This window comes from Pseudoalteromonas sp. XMcav11-Q (genome assembly GCF_040104525.1).
In the GTDB taxonomy this organism is placed as follows: Bacteria; Pseudomonadota; Gammaproteobacteria; order Enterobacterales; family Alteromonadaceae; genus Pseudoalteromonas.
On the sequence record NZ_JBECOX010000002.1, the window covers coordinates 356,676 to 370,321 of the forward strand.

Below are 13,646 nucleotides of genomic sequence, written 5' to 3' on the forward strand. Positions count from 1 at the left end.
ATCAAAGTGCAATAACGGTTTTTCATCCTTAATAGTGCATTGATTTGTGGCACCACTATTCCTGTTCTATCTTTATGTAACAATCTTTTCATAATTAGGGATACTCAGAATGAAAAGTGTAAAGGCAAAACTTATTTCTGCGGTAACAGCGGGTTTAGTGGTAATGCTCATCGGGGCGATGGTTACTGTTTTGGTGATGAAACGCGTAGCGGAACAGTATGACAACATGATAGACAATGAATTGGCTGCTCGCGAGCAAATAAACATAGTGCTCGATGATTTCAAAACCCAAGTACAAGAGTGGAAAAATGTACTCATTAGAGGAAGAGATCCTGCCCAGCTAAATAAATATTGGTCAAGATTTGAAACCAAAGAAGCTGAGGTACAAAAACAACTCAGTTCAATTGTTTCAGCCTATACGTTACCACCTACCCTAGAAAATAAGTTGCGTGAATATCAAAAAGAGCACCTCACCTTAGGACAAAAATATCGTGAAGCGGTGGATCTATTCAAAAGTTCAGGCTTTGATATTAACCTTGCTGATGCTTCAGTGAGTGGAATAGACCGCCAAGCAAGTGTGTACCTACTTGAAATTAATGAGCAAATTAACGCGTTAGTAGACACGAGAACGAGTGAAATTGTCGCAACAAAAAACCAACTTATCTTTTTTAGTACCCTAGGACTCATCGTTGTTGCGCTTGTGACTTTAGGATTACTGACTTGGTATATGCAGCATTTAATCACTCGTCCAATCCGCCGTGCATCTGATGTGGCAAAGGCAATTGCGAGTGGTCGATTAGACAACAAAGTCGTTGTACACAGTGACGATGAAATAGGTAACTTACTGACAAATCTACGGCAAATGCAAACTAGCTTACTTGATGCGACCCAAAAGCTAGAGCTACAAGCAAAAGAAAACTTACGGATCCGTTATGCGCTAAATAACGTGGCCGCGCCCGTGCTTTTATGTGATGACAGTAATCAAGTGATCTACGTAAACGCACAATGTGAGTCTTTGTTTGATCGTTACCGCACTGCGCTAAGCGTGCCTACTGAAATCGTTAATCATCCAATTCCCGAAGCTTTACTTCACAGCTCTAAAGCACTACACCAAGCCTCGGGTCAATTAGTACGCCAGTTAGAGTGGGAGTGGTGCGTAGGTGACATAATCATTGCGGCAACCGCCAACCCGGTCTCCGATCAAAGTGGTAGGGTGTTAGGTACGGTATTTGAATTTAAGGATTTAAGTCAGACAAGGCGTGCAGAGCAACAGGTTGAACAGCTCATTAAATCAGCTTCCGATGGCAAACTAAGTGAACGTCTAAACCTTGAGGGATACGTTGGCTCCATGAAATTAATAGCCAGCGGACTTAACAAACTACTTGATGCTGTTGAGCAACCTATTAGTCAAACAAAACAATATCTTACTTCGCTTTCAAAAGGAGAAATTCCTGAGCAGATTAACGGTGAGTTTAAGGGCGAATTTGCGCAAATACATATGGCCTTACAACGTGCCACGTCTTCGCTTTCGTTACTTATTGAAGATACTTACAGTTTAGTTGCCGCTGCAGGAAAGGGGAGGCTTTCTACTCGGGCGGATGAGGCTAAACACCAAGGTGAATTTCGAAAAATCATTCGTGGTGTTAATGAAACACTTGACGCGGTCTCTAAACCCGTTGCACTTACAAGCGGATATCTAGAAAGTATCGCAAAAGGAGAGTTACCTGCCTTCACGAATGATGGTTATAAAGGAGAATTTGATAGCATCTATCGAAGCCTCTTCGCTTGTGTTGGTGCGATAAAATTGATGCTAACCGATGCCGAAAAGCTTGCTGAAGCGGCCAGTGAGGGAGACTTACAACATAGAGCTGATGCCAGTAAACACCACGGCGCATACGCCAGTATAATCACAGCCATGAATGAAACGCTGGACTCGATAGAAGCGCCGCTTAAGGAGTGCATGAATGTGATGGATGGGCTATCTCAAGGCAATTTAACTCGCCAAGTTGAAAAAAGCTATGCAGGTGATTTTGCGCTGTTGAAACAATCTGTGAATACCAGCGTTGGCAACTTAGCCAATATGATGCAAAAGCTACTCGCCATGGCGGAATCCATCACTGTCTCGGTACAGCAGATCACCACAGGTATTGAAGAGTTAAGTGAGCGGTCCTCTTCTCAAGCCGCATCTATTGAAGAAACACGAGTATCAGTCGGTGAAATCACCGAAACCGTGCACTCAAACGCCAATAATGCGCAATCTGCTAATCAGTTGGCTATAGAAGTTAACCAGCAAGCACAGCAAGGTGGAAAGGTTGTTGAGTCAACGATTGAGGCAATGACCGAGATTAGTAAGAGTGCCAAAGAAATACTCACAGTCATTGAGGTTATTGATTCCATTGCATTTCAAACTAACTTATTAGCGCTGAACGCCTCTGTTGAAGCTGCACGAGCGGGAGAAAAAGGAAAAGGTTTTGCGGTCGTAGCCTCAGAAGTAAGAAATTTAGCGCTGCGTAGTGCAAGTGCCTCAAAGGATATCTCTGAGCTGTTGGGAAGCAGTAACATCAAAGTGAAGCAAGGGTCTAAGCTGGCTTCAGAATCCGGTGAGACGCTAAAAACCATTGTGGAAAGTGTATATGGGCTTGCATCGCAAGTGCAAACTATTGCTGAGGCTTGCAATACGCAATCGAGTGGTATTGAGCAAATTAATCTAGCGATTAAACAAATTGATGGTATTACGCAGCAAAACAATACTTTGGTAGAGATGACGAATGCATCGGGGCTGTCGTTGTTGAGTAAAGCCAATGAATTGCGAGAGATGGTTGAGCAGTTTGATATCGGCAAGACTAAAGCGGAGTTGATGAAAGTGGTGAGCTAAAGGTCAGCAAAATCTAGGGCCTGCTGACCTTTATTGTTTTTAGGAACATCACGTGACATGATTGGCGTAATTAGATGGCTTTTTAGCCGCTAACAATGTTAAGGGATAAGGCATAAACCATGGTTACACCAATCATCATTATACTGTTACTTTGCGGCCCGTTATTGTTCGGTGTTATCTATTCAAAGATAAGAGACGTACAGGTAGAGATCACAACGCTTGCCTGTTGGGGTCTCGGTATCGCATTTATGTTCTTTTTTATTGGCCATATCGTAAAAGCACAAGAGATGGTAGAAATGTTACCTAGTAGGGTGCCGTATAGGCTTCCTTTGGTGTACTTCACTGGTGTCATCGAACTCGTAGTAGCGATTCTGTTATTTATACCAAAATACCAATTACCTGCAGCAAAAGCGGCAATTGCCATTTTTATGCTGTTTTTTCCCGCAAATGTGTATGCCGCGCTCAACAGCGTTGGCCTGGGAGGACATCAGTGGGGACCTGTTTATTTGCTAATTAGAGCACCACTGCAAATCATATTGATTGCTTGGGCATATTTTATGTGTGTAAAACCGCTATCAATGCCTGTGGCTGAAATTAAATAAAGCTCAGCTCAAGCAGAACATATAAACAGAAAGGGGTGTGAGATTTACCCGCTTCCCTTTCTGCATTTCGCGACTAGACTATTGGTCATTTGCTTTTTCATTCTCTAAGCAAGGTATACCAGCCAAATGATCAGCCAAAATTTGTGCTATTTTGTCGGTTAGCCAGCTCGGACCTTCGTCAGTCATGTCATTGTGTTTTGCGCTCGCTATCGTGACAACACAATCCTGATATTTGTGCTTTTCAGTACGACTTGGCAACACCCCTTTGTCCGCTGGAAAGTCACTTGCTCGTATCGACAATACCTTTACATCAAGGCTTCTCGGTAATGGCACTCTGCGATGATCTAGCGTAATGATTTGGTTTACAAATTTAGCCCCGTGATTGATTAACCATGCTGAAATGTCGCCGCCATTAGAATGGCCAATTAAGAGGATATGCTCAAAATCAAAGGTGGTGAACTTTGGCTTAAAGTAATCGTGAATAAACACCAGCGTATCAGCGCCTCGTTGCCAGTTTTCTGCGCGTGTTTCGTATAAGTTCCCCTCGACGGAAAGAGGAGGATCAGTTGCAAGCTCATGGCCTACAGTAATAACCAAATATCCAGCTCGGTTTAGCGTCTTGACCAAAAATTGATAGTCAGTATGTGAGACACCATAGCCGGCGCTTAGCAGTGCAACAGGACAAGGTGCCGCTTTTGAACAGGGGTTGGTGTCGGTTGGCAAATGAGTTTCTACTGGAATTGCTCTATCACGAGCTGGATCAATTACGGTTTCAGCGGCCAAAACGAATGGCAGACATAATAATAATAAAAGTGGGCGTAACATATTTATCCTAAAAAATAGTGGCGCTCGGCAAAAGCCAAAAGCGCCACAACTGGTTGGAGTCTTTTACAGATTATTCAAAAATTGATTGACTGAAGCTAGCTCTCTTTGCTTTTGCATGATGCAGGTATTTGTTGCCAGTTCCAGCTGCTTAAGTGATTTACTTAAACCTTCTACTTCTTTTTGCATCGGTTCAAAAAACTGCTGAGCTTGTTTTAATGCATCCGCGTCACAATACGTAAATAGGTAAAAAGGTAGCTGTGGCTTTGCAAAAGGAGGGAAGCGCTCCTTTAAGCGCTCAAAGTGCTGATAAAACCACTTTTGATAAAGCGCTTTTCGCTCATCGCCTTTACCATTCCCGCTTAATATGTAATTAAAGTCGGAGGCCGTTACATGCTCGCTTAGCGCATAATCTAGTACTTGTTGTTGCAGTTCTTGTGGACCAAAATAACCCATTGCAAGCAATAGATTAGTACGTTGAGTTGGGTTATTGGTGGTTTCAAATACTTTTTTGTATGACTTCAACAGCTCAGCATCACCGTAGTAAGCGGCAATTTGCAGGAAGCTTCTAGCCAAGTAGGGGTCAACTTTATCAGGTGACGTTAAATATAAACTCGCTTGCTTTTTTGCATGCTTAATAATGGTTTGATGCTTTGTCTCGAAAGCCAGTGCTCTAACCAATGCTGCACGTATTTCCGATGTGGCAGCTGGTTCATTTGCATTTGCCTCAAGTCCATATCGAGAAAACGCAGGCTCAACATAAGTGGTATAAAGTTTCTCCCAAAGTAACTTATTTGAATCGTCTTCATACTGTTTATGTTGTGATAGTAATTGAGTAAGAGCGGCCTTTGCTACTTTGGGATGAGTGTCGTTAATAAACTCACTGAGCGTTAACATCAACGCATTGGCGTTTATTTTTCCAGACTCCATTAGCGCGTCAACATTGCTTAGTAAGTCTAATCTCTCCCGCTCGTTTAGCTTGTTTGGGGCATGTGATATTAGGCTTGCGAGTTGAGACTCAGAAAGATCCCAGCGATAATAACCTGTCGCGTTGTCGTTTGGTAAGATCCACTCAGGCTCAAAGTCTAATTTAATCTGTTGCGCCTTGGAGTCTAGAAGTATTGTCTTAGTGGCTGTTTTGTCACCTCTACCATAGCGCAGTGTGATGGGGATATGCCAAGTTTGTGCTGCTGCTTCTTGTCCTTTTATTACAAAACGTTGTTGCGATACGGTGGCATTCTGGCCATCTAACTTAACCGTCAAAAGTGGAAATGAAGCTTGTGATACAAATGAGTCTAGCACTGTCGCTACATCTTTATTAGATACTTTACCCAGCTCATTCCATAGATCTTTGGCTTCTGCATTCTTATAAGCAAATTTACGGATATAATTGCGCATGCCTTGCTTAAATACCTCTTCCCCAAGCCACTGCTCAACCATGTAAAGTACCGCGCTACCTTTGCTGTACGCAAGACCTAAGCCGTCTGTTACATCAGACTCTGTAATAACCGGTTTACGGATCGGTGAGGTAGTTGCTTGAGCATCATAGGGCATTGCATTGTGTTGAGATAGGGATAAATTTGTTTCTAGCTCAGGAAATAGCTGCTGGGTGATCTTTGCAGCCATCCAAGTGGCAAACGCCTCGTTTAACCACAGGTCATTCCACCATTTCATCGTAACTAGGTTGCCATACCATTGGTGTGCAAGTTCGTGAGCGATAACATTCACATGTGAGGTTTGAGCTTGTTGTGTTGACGTTGCAGGGTCAATAAGTAGTATATCCTCACGATAAGTCACCAGGCCTGCATTCTCCATTGCGCCGAACGGAAATTCAGGGACTGCAACTTGGTCTAGTTTTTTATAGACATAGGGTAAGTCAAAATAGTCTTCAAGTGCTTTGAGTATCTTGGGCGTGTTTTCGATGGAATAAGCGGCAAGATTTGATTTCTTTTGTGGGGTAATAATGTTACCCGGAACCGACATCCCTTTAACATCAAGTACTTCGAATGGACCAACGGATAAGGCGACTAAGTAAGAAGGAAGAGGTGGCGTCTTGTCGAAGTAATGGGTGGTCATACCATTCGACTTTTTGGTCTCTAAAACAGGCGTGTTGGCGAATACTTTTTGATCGTCTGGGGCTGTAATAGTGAGCTGAAATGGGATTTTATACTCAGGCTCATCAAATGTAGGCATTGCTCTTCTTGCATCACTCATCTGAAACTGTGTAAATAAGTAAGGCACGCCGTTGTCTATGGTTTTGTAGAGACCGACGCTATTACGGTTGAAAGGGGCGGTATAGTCGATAGTAAGCGTGTAGCGACCGGGTTGCAGTGTTTTTTCGCAACTCAATCTCACTTTACCGGTTTCGAGCATTTTATCTCTGAGCTCACACGACGTTTTTCCGACTAGTTCAGCGGTATCTATCGCATAGTCTAATCCGTTGAGCTCAATAAATTGGGTGGCTTTGAGCACCTCAAGTTTTATAGTCGTGTGTCCTGAAAAACGCTCTTTAGAAGGGTCTAAGTTAAATGTGACCGCTTGCTCTATAGGTTTAGCCACGGTGGCTAGACGATGAAGTTCAGCATTTGATTGGGCCTGAGCTGAAGCGCTGATAGACAGCAAAATAGCACTGCATATTAAAGACCTAGATAGCATAAAAATCCTTTATTCATTTTGTTATTGTTGATTTATCTTGCGAATCAATGCTCTGTATGTTGTCACTTGGTGTGATAAAAGCATAGATAGTTAGCGCAATGTTCCTTTTACTTTAACAAAACTTGTTGCAAAAAGAGTGGGGGTAAAGGTTTACTATCGGGCTAATATTTTAAATATTAAGTAATATCAATAAATTGAAGAGGTGGATTAGCCGACTTTTTGTGTAACAAAAATTGTAACAGACTCCACCGTACTTAATTAACCTGAGGTTTGGATAAGGAATGTTCCCACATATTGAAACTACTTATGTTTCACTATGTGTTCTAACTTCAGATAGGCCCCGATTATAGTTAACCAGTGTAATAACTGTGACTTTGGCTTTGGTTTACAATAATTCATTGTTGCTCCTGTCGTAGTAGTGAATAAACTGCGTTTAGGTTAAGTAATTTATGACTGTATCTTGGGTCAAAATATGGCAGGATACCAACGATAGTTAATTACAATTAATATAAGTTGAGCTTATGGATAAGAGGTTAAGGCACTTAAGTGCATTACGCTGTTTTGAGAGTGCAGCTCGGCTCCAAAGTTACACTCAAGCTGCACTCGAATTGAACATTACGCAAGCGGCAGTAAGCCAACAAATGCGGCAATTAGAAAATGCACTTGCAGTTAAGCTTTTTGTAAGAAAAGGCCGCAATATGCACTTAACTGAAGCCGGCGAAGTGTTGTTAATGTCTACTCAAAGTGCGTTTAAGCGCATTATTGGGGGATTGAACCAAATTCAAACACAAGAATTGGCTGGTAGCTTGACTATCACGTCAACCCAGTCTTTTTGCTCTTTATGGTTAATGCCTAACCTGTGCTCGTTTTACGAGTCTCATGACGACATCCAAATTCGCGTGCTTGGCTCTAATCGCTTTGAAGATATTCGTTTAAATCATATTGATATCGCGATCCGGTTTTCTACCAAGCGAGAGTTAGCCTGCCCCGCCGGACTTGAGCAGTTATATCTTGGGGAAGATAGTAACTATCCTGTTTGTTCACCAAGCTACAAAGAATCGCTGCAAATTAAGTCTCCGAATGATTTAGCAAGGTGCAATCTTATTCACCACGACGATGATAAAGTAAGCTGGGAGCAATGGTTTGAGTCTCAGGGGATATGCGGTTCAAGTATTTGTGCCAAAGGCCCACACACTCGAGTCTCTTCTAATGACATGGCATTGAGTGCAGCGCTTAAAGGCCAAGGTGTTGCAATCGTCTCCAAAGAGCTATTTTTAGACTTTCAACAAGCTGGCCTTATTGTGCAGCTTTTTGATACCCCTCACCCTGTGGTATGGCAACGCTATGTGTTATTTGATCCCTATTCACCAAAAAGAGCTCGGATCCAAGTATTTATTGATTGGCTTATCAATCACTTGCCATAAGGCCTCGTTATGGCTCATTTATTGAGCCACTTTCGTATTATTTCATGAATGCGGAAGTAAATGTGAACTTGAAATAAATATTAAACTAAAATTTAACATTTCCGGATTAGACTCCGTTCCCGCAAGGAAAACTAGCAAGGATGCCAACATTCAAATACCGAGGAAACGATGAAAACTTATACTCTCACGCCAGCCGTGTTGATGCTCATGAGCAGCGTCGCCAGTGCAGAACCTGAAGTTCACTACGAGTCTTGTAAATCCACCTTTAACTATCTAGCCGCACAGTATCAAGGGACAACGGATAAAAATAATTCAGGTTCCCAGTGGTGCTATTTAAAACAAAGCATCGAAGGCGCAACATGGGGTCATGTCAGAACAGAAACCATCCCAGAATTCAAAACGGTAACCGGAAAAGCATGTAAAACGCCATCTGAGTATCAAGGTGAAAAGTTTTATGGCTGTACAACCCGAAATCACACCGCACCTTGGTGTTATGTCGAAGAGGGCGGTTGGGAAGAATGTCAACCAGAAGCGCCGCCAACGCTTTTAGCTCACACTCAACCCCTACAAAGTAAACGATTAGATAGAGTTGCGTTAGGTTCATGTTTCAAAACCAAAGGAGATATGCCAGAAGCGCTCGCTAAGTTAATTGGCCAACAACCGGATCTGTTTCTTTGGTTAGGGGACAATATCTACGCAGATACCACTGATATGGCGGTGATGCGCCAGAAGTATGATGATAAAAAGAATAATAGTGAATATCGCAAGTTTTTAGAGGCTAAGATCCCTGTGATGGCGACTTGGGATGACCATGATTTTGGTTGGAACAATGAAGGCAAACATTATCCAGAGAGAGTAAACGCACAAAAAGAATATTTGCGTCACTTTGATGTCGATAAAACAGATCCAAGACTGAATGGTCAAGCTGGTATTTATGAAGCAAAAATGTTGGGGGGATCGGGCGAAACCACGCATGTGATCACATTAGATGCCCGTTACTTCCGCTCTCCAACCTTCTCAAGTTACGGAACGTGTGAGGGGGAAAGTAGCACTATATTGGGAGAGGCGCAGTGGCAATGGCTTGAGCAAGAGTTACAAAAGCCATCAGAAATCAAGCTCATTGCAAGCGGCATTCAAGTACTGCCTCCGCTGCATCAAGGCAGAAGTAAAACTAACTACTGTGCTTATGGAGACGGCAAAACATTTAATGCTGCCATCGCGTCATTAGAAGAAACAAATATGTCTGGTACTAGTTATGAGTCTTGGGCTGAAATGCCAGCACAAAGGGAACGTTTGCTTAGGTTAGTACAGAAATCAGTGAACGAAGGTAAGACTAAAGCCGTTGTGTTTTTGTCTGGCGATCAACATTGGGGAGAGCTTTTGCAAAAGACTATTCCCGCAAGCAGCACATATGGTCAAGCAGTTAACGTCTACGAAGTGACGGCATCGGGTTTTGGTCAAAACTGGCCTTATCATATTGAAAATCCATTAAGATTACCTATTTACGCAGACGACAAAGGGGATGGCAATTTTGCCAAAGCATGTCAGCTACCGTTCAAATATGCAGGCATTACCTATCAAGGTTGTATCACGCGAGACAATGATAAGCCTTGGTGTTATACCCAAGTGGATGATAACCAAAAAGGTATTGAGGGTGAATGGGGCAACTGTGCGCCAGCTGGTGCTAATATCCCAACGGGACGAGTTGGCGTAGTTAGCAAAGATATCGCAAAGTTGACAACATCTAACCGCCATTTGATTAATAAATCGGGAAGTAACTACGGCTTGATAGACATTGATTGGCAAAATCGTGAGCTGAAAATGTCTATTGAAACGGCAAACGAGGAAGCGGTTTCCACTATCATTAAATTTTGATATGTTCATATTAGCTGGGCGCTCGCTCAGCTAATATGGGGCTTACATAGTAACTCTTTGTAAATTATCGAAATAAATTGTATACTGCGTGCAATCTCTGAATAAATCAGTTAGACTTCATTATGGATTGTAGGTCACGCAAATTAAAAGGACATTAATTTGAAATTTATCATTTCTCTTTTACCCGCACTTTTTTTAACTAAATTAGTCTTTTACATCACTGATTTTGAATATTTACTTTTTGAAGAGCCTTTCGATTTTGGCAAATTGCTAATTGATATCAGTGTGTTCGGATTCTTCTATTTTACTTCAGTTATCGTTTACGAATACTTTTTTGGTGAAAAGCTAGAGCTCAAACGTCAAGTGACGAGCAAGCGGACTAAAGGTTCAATGTAAACTTATTGGGAGCTGGAAGGCTTTTTATAAGGCTCAAGTAAGCGAAATACCATAAAGCCCACCGCGCTTAATACAATTGCGATTTCATATCGCTGGTATGCACTAGAGATCCCTATTGCCCCGGTTAACCAGATACCTGCAGCGGTTGCTGTGCCATGTGTGGAATTATCGTTTTTCACAATTGAACCGCCACCAATAAAACCAATTCCAGTAATGACACCGTACATGACTCTCGCTTGTGCTTCATGTGACTCAAATACATCCATACTTGTTAAAATAAAAGCACAACAGGAAATAGCGACTAATGGGAATGTTCTAAGCCCCGCGCTATCAGAGCGACTTTCTCTATTAATAGCTAAAGGTAATGTAAGTAAAAACGCAAAAACAATTTGGTAAAAGTGATACCAAATGAGTGCTAAATCAAGATTAATCCAATCTGGCATTTTTTATCTCCTATACTGTTATTGGGTTAATGCAAAAGGCATTCCTTTGAGTTGGCATAACCCATGCAGGATGAAAGCGTCTATAACTTTTAGGAGAGAACAATGGATTTATTGAGGATCATCATTGCAATTCTGCTTCCACCACTTGGTGTATTTTTACAAGTCGGTCTTGGCGGGGCTTTTTGGTTAAATATTTTGCTGACATTGTTGGGTTATATACCAGGAATTGTGCATGCAGTGTGGGTGATCGCCCGTCGGTAAAAAGCGGACAACAAGTAACAATAACACGGTAATCTTTGCAGGGTATTATCCTGCAAAGATCTCCAGCACAATTGGCATTACTGAAAGCACAAGTAATGCAGCCATCACAAAATTAAACCATCTACGACTTTGCTCATTTTTTAATACATGTTTCAGCGATGAACCAAACACCAACCAGATCCCAACACAAGGAAATGACACCAACAGAAAGACAATGGTGATCATCAAGTTTTGACTCATAAAATCTGCGCCAGTGGAGGTATAAGTTGAAATAGCACCTATTGCCACAATCCATGCTTTTGCGTTTACCCACTGAAATAGCGCGCCTTTTAAAAACGAAAAAGGTTGAGGGGTTGAGTCTGCATCAGTCGTGGGTGAAGATATCGCGACAAGGTAGGCAAGATATAAAAGGTAAATGACGCCAATGCACTTTAAAATAAAGTGCAAACTAGGAAATAGCTCAAAAAGCTGTGCAAAACCCAAGCCGACCAGCAACAGCATGATCGAAAAGCCAACACAAATACCGCTTAACAGGGGGATGCTCCTCTGTAAGCCAAAATTAACGCCAGACGTCATTACCATAATATTGTTTGGCCCGGGCGTTACGGAAGACGCAATAGCAAATAAAGTGATAGCAACCAAATAGTCCATTAAGTAGTCCTTTTTATATAGCCGGAGTGTTACATCAAGGCATTTGTTATCTTGAGAGTGCCTTTTGTCTGGTAATGCCAAGTGGATTTCATACTTCACTATTGGGTTTGCGCGCAAAATAGTCAATAGGTGATTAGTCGAGGTGTTGTTTTTAGTTTTGTTATAAGATAACATATTTAAAGTTATGGTATAACATAAATAAAAATAGGATCTCTCTCATGGTATTAAAAGGTAAACTTTTGGCAGTTGCCATTTCCGCAATTCTTCTTTCTGCATGTGGTGGTACTGAGCACACAATTGTAAAAGTAGACCCGCCAGCACAAGATAATGGCAATGATGACGATGGTCATGATGATCATGATCATGGAGATGCGATCACAGACGCAAATGGTCGCCTGTTAGTCACTAGCGCAGAAAGTAACGTTGTGAATGTGTACTCAACGGCGGATAAATCACTTATCGACTCGATTGGCGTTACACACTATCCAAAATATGTATATAGCTCTGAAAATCACCGCTTTGCTGTCTTGGTACAACGTGACCAAGGTTTAGTGGAGTTTATTGACGGTGGTTTATATGAAGAGGAGCATGGCGACCATCACCATACTCACGAAGAGTCGCCTGCACTTGCTTCGTTCCATTTAGAATCAGTGAAGCCAACACACGTGACTGTCGGTGAGTCTGGTATTGCTGTGTTCTCAGATGGCGACAAAGACAGCCAACAAAATGCCAGTGCCGCGATGTTTAGTGAAGCGCATATTAGCGGCGAGCAAAGCGAAGTCGCTGCATTACATTACGACACTTACATGCACGGTGCGGCGCAAGCTCGAGGCGAATTTCTAATTAGCACGATCAGAGACCCTCAAACCGAAACTTCTCTACCCTCGCAAATTGGTTTGTATCATGCGCATGGTGACCATTTTCATCAAGAGCAGGTATTTAACGTAAGCTGTCCAGCACTTCACGGCAGCGCACAAAATGAAGAAGCAGTGGCATTTGGTTGTGGTGATGGTGTTGCGGTTATCACTCAGCAAGGCGAAAGCTTTAGTGCAGTAAAACTAGCTAATCCAGATTACTTTGCTGACGGGCAGCGAATTGGCACCCTCAAAGGCCACCATGATGCAGAGCAATTTATCGCATCAGCAGGTAATGATGTGCTGATGGTTGACCCAGAGCACGGCCATATCGAGAAGCTTGAATGGCAAGTAAGTGATAACTATCGCATTGCGAGTTTTGGATTTAGCTTTGCGGGTGAGCATGTTGTGGTGATGGATACCGCAGGTAAACTCAGCATTTTTGCCGGTCATGAGCATGATGGTGAACACCATTTTGAAGCTGCAGGTGAAGTACAAGTAAGTGATGCTGATTTAACTACGATGCCAGAAGGTCACGGCTTCCAAATTACATTTTCTCATTCAGAGCAAGCGGTATATGTGAGCGACCCAATCGCAAAACAAATTAAAAAGTTTGATTTAGAAGAAGCCAAACTGGTAGACACATTTGAGCTAGATTACGTACCAGAAAAACTAGTATGGCTTGGTATTACTGCAGAGGAATCTCACGACCATTAACACTTAACCTCATGTAGTCCCTGACAATTTTTAACACTGTAGATAGTGGCTTTGCCACCTTAGTTAAGCTA

11 protein-coding genes are annotated in these 13,646 nt (G+C 42.3%); 7 read left to right on the top strand and 4 right to left on the bottom strand.

The features are described 5' to 3' along the window. The first annotated feature begins 109 nt into the window (after positions 1-109). Positions 110-2,875 carry a methyl-accepting chemotaxis protein gene (locus tag ABMY45_RS05010; RefSeq protein ID WP_349288516.1) on the top strand — a complete coding sequence of 922 codons (2,766 nt, stop codon included), beginning with the start codon at positions 110-112 and terminating at the stop codon, positions 2,873-2,875. Between the two features lie 119 nt (positions 2,876-2,994). Then, on the top strand, positions 2,995-3,477 hold the full coding sequence (locus ABMY45_RS05015; RefSeq protein ID WP_211865111.1) for a hypothetical protein: 483 nt from the start codon (positions 2,995-2,997) through the stop codon (positions 3,475-3,477). 78 nt (positions 3,478-3,555) lie between these two features. On the opposite strand, the gene ABMY45_RS05020 is transcribed toward ABMY45_RS05015, so the two are convergent. Together ABMY45_RS05020 and ABMY45_RS05025 are read right to left on the bottom strand one after the other, a co-directional pair. Beyond that, positions 3,556-4,302, bottom strand: a complete 747-nt coding sequence (locus tag ABMY45_RS05020; protein WP_211865109.1) for an alpha/beta hydrolase — start codon at positions 4,300-4,302, stop codon at positions 3,556-3,558. A gap of 63 nt (positions 4,303-4,365) precedes the next feature. Next, on the bottom strand, positions 4,366-6,954 hold the full coding sequence (locus tag ABMY45_RS05025) for a M1 family metallopeptidase (RefSeq protein ID WP_349288517.1): 2,589 nt from the start codon (positions 6,952-6,954) through the stop codon (positions 4,366-4,368). Between the two features lie 521 nt (positions 6,955-7,475). On the opposite strand from ABMY45_RS05025, the gene ABMY45_RS05030 reads away from it, so the two are divergent. From ABMY45_RS05030 to ABMY45_RS05040, 3 genes are all read left to right on the top strand, one after another. Continuing rightward, the gene (locus tag ABMY45_RS05030) at positions 7,476-8,378 is read left to right on the top strand and encodes a LysR substrate-binding domain-containing protein (protein WP_010603707.1); all 903 of its coding nucleotides are present in this window, start codon (positions 7,476-7,478) and stop codon (positions 8,376-8,378) included. Between the two features lie 168 nt (positions 8,379-8,546). Further along, positions 8,547-10,253 carry an alkaline phosphatase D family protein gene (locus tag ABMY45_RS05035; protein ID WP_174169503.1) on the top strand — a complete coding sequence of 569 codons (1,707 nt, stop codon included), beginning with the start codon at positions 8,547-8,549 and terminating at the stop codon, positions 10,251-10,253. A 159-nt stretch (positions 10,254-10,412) separates the two neighbouring features. Then, a complete protein-coding gene (locus ABMY45_RS05040; protein WP_010603705.1) occupies positions 10,413-10,649 on the top strand; it encodes a hypothetical protein in 237 nt (78 codons plus the stop codon). Positions 10,650-10,651: 2 nt separating this feature from the next. On the opposite strand, the gene ABMY45_RS05045 is transcribed toward ABMY45_RS05040, so the two are convergent. After that, a complete protein-coding gene (locus tag ABMY45_RS05045; RefSeq protein WP_010603704.1) occupies positions 10,652-11,092 on the bottom strand; it encodes an MgtC/SapB family protein in 441 nt (146 codons plus the stop codon). Positions 11,093-11,194: 102 nt separating this feature from the next. Between ABMY45_RS05045 and ABMY45_RS05050 the strand changes: the two genes are divergently transcribed. Continuing rightward, the gene (locus tag ABMY45_RS05050; RefSeq protein ID WP_010369885.1) at positions 11,195-11,353 is read left to right on the top strand and encodes a YqaE/Pmp3 family membrane protein; all 159 of its coding nucleotides are present in this window, start codon (positions 11,195-11,197) and stop codon (positions 11,351-11,353) included. A 45-nt stretch (positions 11,354-11,398) separates the two neighbouring features. Here the strand turns inward: ABMY45_RS05050 and ABMY45_RS05055 are convergent, their stop codons facing one another. After that, on the bottom strand, positions 11,399-12,004 hold the full coding sequence (locus ABMY45_RS05055) for a LysE family translocator (RefSeq protein WP_349288518.1): 606 nt from the start codon (positions 12,002-12,004) through the stop codon (positions 11,399-11,401). Positions 12,005-12,222: 218 nt separating this feature from the next. Here ABMY45_RS05055 and ABMY45_RS05060 point away from each other — a divergent pair, with 218 nt between their 5' ends. After that, positions 12,223-13,575, top strand: coding sequence for a hypothetical protein (locus ABMY45_RS05060; protein ID WP_174169502.1), 1,353 nt, complete (start codon positions 12,223-12,225; stop codon positions 13,573-13,575). The last annotated feature ends 71 nt before the right edge of the window (positions 13,576-13,646 follow it).

Coding starts and splice junctions, on each gene's coding strand:
- ABMY45_RS05010 (WP_349288516.1), top strand. CDS start 110: ATGAAAAGTGTAAAGGCAAAACTTATTTCTGCGGTAACAGCGGGTTTA.
- ABMY45_RS05015 (WP_211865111.1), top strand. CDS start 2,995: ATGGTTACACCAATCATCATTATACTGTTACTTTGCGGCCCGTTATTG.
- ABMY45_RS05020 (WP_211865109.1), bottom strand. CDS start 4,302: ATGTTACGCCCACTTTTATTATTATTATGTCTGCCATTCGTTTTGGCC.
- ABMY45_RS05025 (WP_349288517.1), bottom strand. CDS start 6,954: ATGCTATCTAGGTCTTTAATATGCAGTGCTATTTTGCTGTCTATCAGC.
- ABMY45_RS05030 (WP_010603707.1), top strand. CDS start 7,476: ATGGATAAGAGGTTAAGGCACTTAAGTGCATTACGCTGTTTTGAGAGT.
- ABMY45_RS05035 (WP_174169503.1), top strand. CDS start 8,547: ATGAAAACTTATACTCTCACGCCAGCCGTGTTGATGCTCATGAGCAGC.
- ABMY45_RS05045 (WP_010603704.1), bottom strand. CDS start 11,092: ATGCCAGATTGGATTAATCTTGATTTAGCACTCATTTGGTATCACTTT.
- ABMY45_RS05050 (WP_010369885.1), top strand. CDS start 11,195: ATGGATTTATTGAGGATCATCATTGCAATTCTGCTTCCACCACTTGGT.
- ABMY45_RS05055 (WP_349288518.1), bottom strand. CDS start 12,004: ATGGACTATTTGGTTGCTATCACTTTATTTGCTATTGCGTCTTCCGTA.
- ABMY45_RS05060 (WP_174169502.1), top strand. CDS start 12,223: ATGGTATTAAAAGGTAAACTTTTGGCAGTTGCCATTTCCGCAATTCTT.